General features: G+C 56.1%; 6 protein-coding genes and 1 pseudogene. 3 read left to right on the top strand and 4 right to left on the bottom strand.

The genetic code is table 11. The features are described 5' to 3' along the window. Positions 1-173 precede the first annotated feature (173 nt). Complete coding sequence (locus tag ESO89_RS17755) at positions 174-2,762, bottom strand: hypothetical protein (RefSeq protein WP_128906738.1); 2,589 nt, start codon at positions 2,760-2,762, stop codon at positions 174-176. A gap of 279 nt (positions 2,763-3,041) precedes the next feature. Between ESO89_RS17755 and ESO89_RS17750 the strand changes: the two genes are divergently transcribed. After that, positions 3,042-4,604 (top strand): hypothetical protein, encoded by a 1,563-nt coding sequence (locus ESO89_RS17750; RefSeq protein WP_128906737.1) that lies wholly within the window; start codon positions 3,042-3,044, stop codon positions 4,602-4,604. A gap of 46 nt (positions 4,605-4,650) precedes the next feature. On the opposite strand, the gene ESO89_RS17745 is transcribed toward ESO89_RS17750, so the two are convergent. Further along, positions 4,651-5,886 carry a hypothetical protein gene (locus tag ESO89_RS17745; protein ID WP_128906736.1) on the bottom strand — a complete coding sequence of 412 codons (1,236 nt, stop codon included), beginning with the start codon at positions 5,884-5,886 and terminating at the stop codon, positions 4,651-4,653. Positions 5,887-6,143: 257 nt separating this feature from the next. Between ESO89_RS17745 and ESO89_RS17740 the strand changes: the two genes are divergently transcribed. Next, positions 6,144-7,028, top strand: coding sequence for an IS1595 family transposase (locus ESO89_RS17740; RefSeq protein WP_128906735.1), 885 nt, complete (start codon positions 6,144-6,146; stop codon positions 7,026-7,028). A 99-nt stretch (positions 7,029-7,127) separates the two neighbouring features. Here ESO89_RS17740 and ESO89_RS17735 read toward each other — a convergent pair whose 3' ends face one another. Next, complete coding sequence (locus tag ESO89_RS17735; RefSeq protein ID WP_128906734.1) at positions 7,128-8,402, bottom strand: IS4 family transposase; 1,275 nt, start codon at positions 8,400-8,402, stop codon at positions 7,128-7,130. 106 nt (positions 8,403-8,508) lie between these two features. Between ESO89_RS17735 and ESO89_RS17730 the strand changes: the two are divergent. Beyond that, positions 8,509-9,447: pseudogene (locus tag ESO89_RS17730) on the top strand (RNA-guided endonuclease InsQ/TnpB family protein); the annotation flags it as partial. A gap of 12 nt (positions 9,448-9,459) precedes the next feature. Here the strand turns inward: ESO89_RS17730 and ESO89_RS17725 are convergent. Beyond that, complete coding sequence (locus tag ESO89_RS17725) at positions 9,460-9,909, bottom strand: acyl-CoA thioesterase (protein ID WP_128906686.1); 450 nt, start codon at positions 9,907-9,909, stop codon at positions 9,460-9,462. Between the last annotated feature and the right edge of the window lie 224 nt (positions 9,910-10,133).

Raw genomic sequence — 10,133 nt, 5'->3', positions numbered from 1 at the left:
AACTCACAGCAGCCACCGGGTTTCTCTGACAAGTAGTTCCAACGGTATTCAGATCAGCAGACGGTGCTGGCACGAGGAGTTAAACTACAACGGATGGTCTCGTCACAGCAACACAATTGAACTGACGTGAGCGTGCTTTCGGTGAGCCAACGACAGGATCCCACGAGAGTAGCTCAACCAGTCACGTTCACCTGTGAGCCAGTCACCACTGCCTCAGCAGACACCGTCACCGTCCGATTCCCGATTGTGTACTCGCCGGGATGCGCGACGCGAACATTGGCGACACCCTCAGAAACAGCACCTTCGCGTGCGTACTGCGCTGTCTCGTCGCCAATTGATACCGGTGTGCTCGCCGTGACGCGTTCACCGTTTTGGCCGGTAACCCGCAACGTCGCACCCGGCACAAGTGCAAATGTCCGGACACCCTCATCAGCGGTGAGCAACTGGTAGTGGCCAGTCGCAACAGTGTCGTTGACGCCCACACCGTAGCCCTCATACAACTGTCCATACGTCGAGTTCGCTGGCGGGTTTCCCGAGCGCTCCGTGAGTACGACGTACCCGACCCGCTCGTGGAATCGATCGTACCATCCGTCTGGATCCTCGGCTGTGACGAACGACTCGTGATTGGACTGAGCGTACCCATAGCTCTGTGACTCACCGCTCACGAAGTAGTTGTACATCCGGTTGTCGCCCCACTGGCTCAACACGAAGTTCTGCGGATACTCGCGATCAACCGTGTCAGCGTGCGCATCGACTGTCATCGCCGCGTCGAACTGGGCTTGATCGTGTGTGGTCTGCCCGACCAGCGGTGGCACAAGCACGAGATTGAACAGTAAGACGAACGCCACCGCGGCGACAAGATAGCCTCGTACCCGAGTTCCATCAGGCAACTGTGGCGTGATGCGTGATGTACCCGACGACACCAGCCCATCCGATGATATGTCAGCGTCATCTCCGCCGACACGATCCAGAAGCGATCTGCGACCGGCGTTGGTCGTATCGTCGCGTGCCCTCGCGCCCGCACGCCCGAGGTAGTCAACCGGACGAGCGATGTCGATGGCGGCAAGTACGTAGAGCAAGCCGATCCCGGCGAACGGTGCGATGACGATCGCAAGCTGTCCGGCAAACCGTACCTGAATCGTCGCGAGCAGGATGTAGTACCACGCGAAACAGACGACCACGAGCCATCCGGGCTCATAGCGTCTGGCGAGCCCCCATGTCGCGGCCACGAGCACACCGATCGCGAGGTAGAAGCCAAGTCCTAACTGGAGCAGTGGTCCGAACACGACGGCAAAGTCGGGACTAAACAGCGAGACCGTCTCTGTGGCCCCCTCACGGAAGAAGAGGTCACCGGCCCGTGTTCGGAACCGAGCCACATCGTCTGGTCGAGCCACCCGATACGCGATGAGCCCGGCGACGGCGACGACTACCTCGAGACCGACGAGTCCTGCAGCCGGAAGGTCAGTTCGCCGCCATCCCTCAGCAAGCGCGACGACGACGATCGCTCCGCCCGCGACGAGAGCAGGTGTGACCGCCGCAATAGACTCGTGCCAGCCCAGCCAGAGGTGCGCGCCGATCGCGAGCAGTGCCCCAAGGGCGAGCCCCACAATTGTTGGTGCCGCTCCGAGTGCCGGCGCGGCGTCGTGACGCACGTCGAGTGCGGCTCGGAAGCCAACCACGGCCGCAACCGGGATGAAAGTGAGCGGCGAGCCGCCCCACAGATGTGCGGAGGCGGCAACCGCAACTGCGAGTCCTCCAGCGATCATCCACGATCGCGGGGCATAAGCGTGGGTGGCCGCAGCTGTTTTTGGGTCGGTCTCGCTCGCGCGCCGGGCGACGTCAACTGCGAGTGCTGTTAGTCCGAGAACGAGCAGCCCGAGCCAGAGATACTGGTGCGCTTGGTGGTCCAGAAAGCCTACAGAGGTGTAGACGGCGTTGGCAGGCGCGAGCCCGTAAAAGAGTACAGCGGCAAGTGCGATACGGGTGTCGCTGGTCAGCAGCCGTGTAATCCGATACACCACATAACCAAGCATGACCGCAGCCACAACTGGTAGCCACGCCGCAACCGCAGGTGCAGCATCGACACCGCCGAAAAACACGGTTACCCACCAGTTGATCGCGTGCGAAAGCGGGCGGGTACTCGCAGCTCCACCCATATCTGCAAACAGCGCGAAATCAAGAAAACTGTCTGCACGGGCGGCGAGGTTCTCTTGCCAGTAGCGGAAAAAGTAGGTGTCATTGGCGGGTGAAACGACATAGCCATCGCGGAGCACATCAGGCGCAGCCACGAGCCGAGCCGCGGTCACCGCGAGAAGCGTACCGATGAGTCCGGCTACTGTCCACCGGTCAGCGTTGGGAAGTCCAAACTTTTGGACCTGATCGGCAAGTGAACGTAACGTGGCATTGGCAGTGGAATCACGCTCGGCAGAGTCAATGGTAGAAGTAGTGCCGTTTGCGGTGTCCTCAGATTCGGCTGTCGATACAACGCCCGTAGCTGTCGATTCCGATCTGTCATCGGGGAATGTCTCAAGTGCGGCACTGATCGCATCTGGATGGACCAGCCTGTAGCCGTCCTCGACACTCGTCGCCAGATCATGAGAGACGAGTTCGCCGAACTGGCCAGAATCGAGGTCGATCTCGTCGAAGGTCCACGGTTCTCCGCGCGCGTCACGCTCGACGAGTTCCTCAAGTAGGTCCTCCGTCTCCGGGTGATCGGCAAGAAACGCATGAGCAGTCTTGGTCGTCTCTTCTGGCGAGGGCATTACCGTCTGTCTGTGTGGGGATGCCCGATTACCGTTTCGATAGCTGAGGCAAAGCCTCGTAACCCAAGCTTGTGATTGGGTACCGTGGGATACCTTTGCCTCCAGGTGGAGAAGGAAACCAAAAACCGCGGCGAGATATCAACGATGGTATTTTGCCCGCTATAATCAAGTGTTGACAGGGTGAGAATTCGGTACAGCTGAATTGATCTGAGACCAGCATTACCACCAATGTCTGAATTCATGACTCAAAATACCACCCTATCGAACTGCATGGCCTGTATGACACGACGTTTCGCTCTCTGTGTTGTCCTATCTCTCGTGCTTATGACAGCTGGTGTTGGAATAGGAACGACAGCGGCACAGGAGACAGCAATTAATATGACTGTTAATGGAGACTCACTCACAGATAGTGGAGAGTTCGTCGTGTTAGAAGATCCAACCACGAATGTCAGAGTCTCCTCAGATACAGCAATTAATCTGATAGAAATTCGGATCAACGGTGAAATTCGTCATTCTTACCGTCCCAATTCAACCAGCTTAAACCAAACAGTCCCACTTGAGCTCGATCCGAACGAGAACACCGTTGAGGTGATTGCGAGGGCTGATAGTGTGGCTACTTTCAAAACGACGCTAACGAAAAACACTGCTTCCCCACGGATTCGATACACCTCTCCGTTCTCTACAAGTGTCAAAGGCGGTCCTGCTAATGAGACAAACATTTCTAGTGGTCAAGTAACACTAGCTGGCGACCTTCACACGGTATCAGAGGTTGAACGGATTCAGATCGAACGAACCCTCACTCGGGAAGTCGACAACCAGTCTATCCAGGACGATCGGGAAATCCATCAGATTACAGATCCCGGAAACTCATTCTCGCAAGATCTCCTGCTCGGCAACGGGACAAATGAAATCGTCGCCAGGTACACCGACTCAAACGGGCGGACAAACAAAGATTCATTCAGGCTAATTGTCAATGATGCGACTGATCCAGAGGTCAACCTCGACGTCCCGAACAAGAGTTACACAGACTCAGTCCGCATCCGCGGAACTGTCCGAGATGAAACAAAGATTCACAAAATAGAAATTAACCGTACTACCAATAACGGGTCACAAGTACTTCTGATGGGAAGCAATTCTGATCCAGACCCAAATCGACTTACATATGAACTAGATACAACGGTGGATCTATACTACAACAATAGTAACAATGAATTCCGACTTGTTGCTGAAGACGCCGCTGGTAATATCCAAAATCGGACGTTCACAGTAGAGTATGATCCAGAACCCAGAGTTGCGATTACAGAAAACACAACCAACGCCAGAACAGAGATGGTTCGAGTTGCCGGAAATATCTCAGAAGCAAGGATCGATCGTGTAACACTTGAGACGATCGACACGACATCGGGTGAACGGGTCGACCTCGTCCGCGTGTATGAAGCGGGTACACCGACAGAATCCGTTGAATTTGATCAGAAACTGAAGGCACTACCGGATACGACTGTTGTTAGACTCCTCATTGGGTACGAGAATGGGCAACACACACAGACGATTCCAACAAATATTCGAAAACCGCAAAATGAAACTGTTGAGGGTGTCGGCACTGGAGATGACGAAGCAGTCCCAGACGACAGTGAATTTAGTAACGAAACAGAATCCATAAATCGAACCAGTAACCCAGCAAGAACAATCGAATCTGAAAACAACAGCACAACAACTGGTGATGAGGAACCTACGGATAATTGGAGCGCTGTTTCCCCAGCTCTGCTCCCAATTCGTACGCGTGACGCCCTTGGCGGAGTCGTTATTGTAGGAGGGACATATCTACTCGGGCACTGGGTTTGATATCCTCCTACGGTGAAGACGTGCAGGTATCTATTGCAGACTGTGATCAGGAGCGAATGGACATCACCCAAGAGTCAGTTAGCTGTCCTTGCCACCGAGTCCGTTCCTCCCATGCGTCACCGGAGAAACCAGTTGCAAAAAGAAACTCACCCGCCTGTAGTAAGTAACCATATTGGACACCAGGAAAGTCGTTGAGATCGGTTCGATCGCTGCCAGCCTCGCGGTGGTAGTAGCGATGCCATTCAATTGCACTATCGCTTTCATCAGCTTCTGGAACGATCGGTTCCTGCCCCTCTGTATCGCCAGCGTCCAATACAGCGTTTAAGCGTTTACCAGCTGTCTCAGTGTCAGGATACTGCTGGACATAGAGAGGAACACCTTCGAGGTCCTCCAATGTACCACGGAATGCATTTTGTCGGCGAGCAGCAAGTTCTGGCCGTTTCGCAAAAATAAAAAACAATTCTTCAGTGCGCTCTGTCGGCTGAACAACGGGACCAAGCTGATTGCGTAGTGCTTTGCGGCGTTCCGCTGACAGTGTGTCATCAGTAAATGTTGGCGGATGCGTGCCAGATTCATCCGGATGTGGACTGTATGCGAGTGCTGTGAATTGGCGATGACCGGGGACAGCAATCCCGACAAGAACATCACCGACCTGACCAGAAACAAGCCGATCAAGGAGGCGATTATGGATCGGATCACGGGAGAACCGCTTAGCAACATAAATCGGCGTTTGAATCCGAAAGAATGATCCATGCATCCGGTCGAGTTCCTCTAAGAATCGGTCTGCATCATTCCGTCGAGCAGATCTCGTGAGTACTGGAATGTGTCTATCAGTTCTTGAACGAAGAAGATCGGCTGGAGAAAAATGTGGTTCAAGTGCATCTTCAGCGCGTTCAGCTGCGCTATATCCTACATTCTTGAGCCGATCAGCCATTGCAACTGTTGGATCTGTTGGTTCGCGAATAGACTCACTAAGGGAGGATACTGCTTCAAGTACGTCAGCAGTCGCCTCAAGATAAACATCGATTGCATCTTGGTAAGATGTAGCAAACCAGAGCACATCATCAACGATCTCACGAGTGGCTGCAGTGAGTGGAGGATGCGGTCCAGTATCAGTATTAGATTCGCCTTCATCGGATTTGTTATCGGATGTGGAATTTTTGTTTGAGGTGTTCCACTCATCCGGTTCATCCGGGTACGTAACCCCATCTACGCCGAGACACCCAGAAAGTCCGGCTGTGACTCCGATACCGGTGAGGAAGCCACGTCGTGTTTGTTGCATACTGTCTCTTCAGCCGGGACAAACTTAATTGACATCCTCTTCCGGCTTCAGCCGGAGGAATCCCGAGCGGAGAGAGTTTCAGGTCTGCAACCATGCTGCCGTCACTTTTCGATACTGTACGACACTCTGATGACTACTATCCTTCTACAAGGGGAGAATCCCGTCGTCGCTCTTCGGAAGCAGATTGTTGGTCGGGTAGAGCTGACGCTGTGAAAGCGTAGCGGGCAAGGGCGACGCGTCCGCGTCACCCGAACGCAATGTTTCCATTTGAATTGCTGAGTTCGGAGGCGAGCGCCGCGAACCTGCTGGAGCAGGTTCGCTGGCGCGAGGGCCTCTGTTGCCCGCGCTGCCAGTCTGAATCAGTGATCAAACACGGCAGCTATCGAGAGTATCAGCGGTATCTCTGTAAGGATTGCGACCGTACATTCAACGACAAGACCGGCACGATCTTCGCGCACGCGAAGATCGGCCTCGACAAGCTCTTGTTCGCGTACTACTCGTTCCTCCGGTTCAACACGAGTATCCGCCAGTTAGACGCTGAAATTGATGTTTCGTATCGATCGATTCGCCGGCGCGTCGAGCAGTTCGCCAGAACGCTCGACGCGCCAGCCATCTCCCTCGTTGGCCCGGTTGAGATCGATGAATTCTACGTCTCCGCCGGGAAGAAAGGCCGCGAGCGCGACCGGGAGTCGCGCTCGCGTGCCCTCTCGAAACGCGGACGGGGAACATACGAGGGGGACAAGCCGCCAGTATTCACACTCGTTGATCGCGGCAGCGATCAGCGATACGTCATTCCAGCGAAATCCGCTGACGAATCGACTGTCCGACTCCTTCTCGACAACCGCGAGAAGGAGTCGCTGACCGTCTATACCGACGGATTTCGGGCCTACGATCCACTCGACGATGATGAGAACTTCCACCGAGAATCAGTGATTCACGGCGACGGCGAATACGTTGATGGAGACGCGCACGTGAACACCTGCGAGAGCCACGCGTCGCTTTTGCGACGGTGGCTCTCGCCGCACCGAGGCGTCTCAAAAGACAAACTGACAGCGTATCTCAGACCGTTCCAACTTCGGCGACGAATCCTCCGCAAACCGGGTAGAGAAGCACTCAAAGAGATTGTCCGAGCAGTTCTCTGACTCACCAACAATGTACTTCACAAGAGCGAAGAAGAAAGAGAAGGGATACAACGTTGGTCGGCTCAAACCGCAAGCACCCGCTGACTCATTCGTCTTTAGCTAAGACTCACACCTCGGTTGTGTAGCGGTAGCGAGCGTCTCTTGTAAGATCGGTCGTTGTTGATGGATCTTCTGAGCATCCTCGATGAGCCGCTCCAGCAACGGTGGTGGTGAGTAGCCGAGGTACTCACCGAGTTCGTGGAGAACAAGCTGGGCGTGCGACCGGAAGGTCGCCGCCCAGCGTTCCGGTGGAAACACAATCTCGTCGTCAGCCTGCTCGGTGACCAGATCCAACAACTCACGGCTCACTAGCAGCGACAGCAACGCCGCATACAGCAAAATCTCCACCACAACAGGGTTGCTCGTGTCGAACTCATCTAGTTCGTATTGCGTCTTCAACTCACGAAACAGCGTTTCTACCTCCCATCGACACCGATACAGCGTCCCTAGATCTGCTGGGAGAAACTCTTCTCTCGGTAGATTTGTGATATACAGATGGTAGTCGTCGGCGTCCTCGTCCCGGACGCCGACGACGCGGAACCGCTTCGTGTCTAGCGACCGTGTTCCCTCGTACTGACCCCGCTTGAACTCCGCTTCGACCTCTACGTCAATGTACTCCCGCGAGAGATCACCGACCACGTCGTGGATATTCTCCCCTTCCAAGGGAATGGCGCGGCCGCGCCATTCCCGTAGTTCCTCTGTTATCACCGGATTCGCGTTCTGCTTCAACCGGCTCACGAAGTAGCCGTCGTTCTCGTCGATCAGCGCAAAGCGGCGGTACTTGAAGTACGCTAGGTCGAACAAAACCAGCCGTCCATGCAGCCACGATCCCGTCTTGAACAGCGTGCTGTCGTGCGCTTTTTCATCGGTCACATCGATTCGTTCAATCGTCTGGTCGGTGGCATTGTGGAGCAGGTGGAGCTTCGCTCCAGCCTGCTCCTCGTGGCGAGCTTGGAACTCGTCGGAAAGGAACTCGTGCAACCGCAACACCGTTCCATCAGCGATCATCACGTCCCTGAATCGGTTGATATCAGCGTCAACAGCGTCGGGAACAGCGACCTCGTCGAGACCACGCTCGACGAGGTCGCGGAGATACTCTGCAAGTGACGGTGTCAACCGGTGATAGAAGCCACCGGGAGAGATCGTCTCATCGGCTGTAGAGTTGTAGCTGCGTCTAAATCCAGCGAGTGTTCGGCTCTCGCCTGCGGCGAAGCCGAACACAAGCGCCCACACGAGGACGGGAATCTGAAGCTTCCCCTCCCGTTCGACCACGCCGAGTTCCTCGGCGTGCTCTTCAAGGAACTCAGAGGGAAACAGTGTAGTGAGACGACGCAAGATTCTCGATGAGGAGGTCTCGTTGTACACACTCGACACCTCCTCATTCCTTCCGAAAAGTAGCCTCGATAAGCCGCTGCTGTCACGCGGTTCTTCGCTTAGCTAAAGACGGATGCCCGCTGACTATCGGAGCGTGACGTACAACCAGAGTGGGCTCGACCTCGATGAAAAGAGGGGCCGTGACAGGTTCGCTAACGTCCGATTCAGTAAAATCGGCTGGGTGAAAATCCGCTACCACCGGCCGATTCCCGACCGCGCCACGATTAAAGAGGTCACGTTCAAAAAGGAGACGATCGGCGAGTGGTTCGTCTCCTTCGGATTGAAAACCGATGACGCCAACCTATCCGAGAAACCCGACGTGAACACTTTGGACGCGAGCAACAGCGTCGGTATCGACCTCGGCATCCTCAACTATATCCACACCAGCGATGGGGAGATCGTTGATTGGCTCGACCTCGAAGACAAGTGCGAGCGTCTTCAGCGTGAGCAACGCGAACTCTCACGGAAAGAGAAGGGGTCGAACAACTACGAGAAACAACGCCGGGTAGTGGCGAAGGTGAAGCGTCACATCGAGCGGAAGGTGCTGGACTACCAGCACAAGATAACGACATGGCTCGTCCGCGAGTATGACGCTGTGTTCGTGGAGGAGTTGAACGTGAAGGGAATGTTAGAGCAGTCTCACAACGCCCGCAACAAGCAGGATGCGTCGTGGCGACAGTTCATCACACTCCTCGAATACAAAGCAGCGTTGTACGGCACTCACGTCGTACAAGTCGAAGGCCGAGGCACCACCAAAGAATGTGCCTCGTGCGGTGTGGAAACAGCCAAACCCATCTGGGTCAGGGAACACTCCTGCCCGAGTTGTGGGTTCGAGACGGACAGGGATGCGAACGCGGCGATGAACGTCTTGCAGAGAGGCTTTGCTGAATTAGGGCTGGGATGGCCCGAAGATACGCCTGTGGAGACTGTGACCGCTACGGACACGACTCAGTTTGAGTCTGTGTCTGCAAGTCACGTCGTAGAAACGGGAAGCCTCGGGGCTTGATCCCGAGGCGATTCACCGGTCCTCGTCCGGCTCGGCCGCGAGCGCGGCGTCGCGGAGTTCGCGGCAGCGGTCGCCGGCGACCGTCAGCTCGGGAACCGGCGTGGGGGTCCCGTCGGCGTCGACCGCGACGAAGACGAAGTACGACTCCGTGGTGACCTCGCGCTCGCCAGTGCGCGGCGCCTCGCGGAACGCCCGAAGCCGGACTCGGACGCTCGTCCGGCCGGCGGCGTAAGCGTACGACTCGATGACGCAGGTGTCGCCCTGCGGGATCGGCCGCTTGAAGTCGAGCTCGTTGATCTTGGCGGTGACGCACGTCTCCCCGGCGTGACGCATCGCGGACATCGCGCCCACCTCGTCCATCCACTTGACGACGTTGCCCCCGTGGGCCGACTCGTAGTTGTTGGTGTGAGTCGGCTGGACCCGCTGGCGGTTCTCGATGTAGGTGTCGCTGACTGTCGGCATGGCGGTCCCCACACGCCCGGGCGTCAAAGGGGCGTCGGCACCGCCACCGGGGACGAAGGGCGCCTCGGCTCCGGTCGCACGGGTCCGCCGACGACCCCGATCGCCGGCCGTTTTCGCAGATCGATAGAGGGGGAACAAGATATTTATACTCGCGTGGCATTCACTAGCATGCATGTCTAGTAGTGCACCCAGCGCGGACGACGACGTGTTCGACGAGTTCCTGT

The sequence above is a fragment of the Halorubrum amylolyticum genome, assembly GCF_004114995.1.
Lineage (GTDB): Archaea > Halobacteriota > Halobacteria > Halobacteriales > Haloferacaceae > Halorubrum > Halorubrum amylolyticum.
The sequence above is the reverse complement of the archived record's forward strand: the minus strand, read 5'-3'. Positions and strand labels throughout refer to the sequence as shown.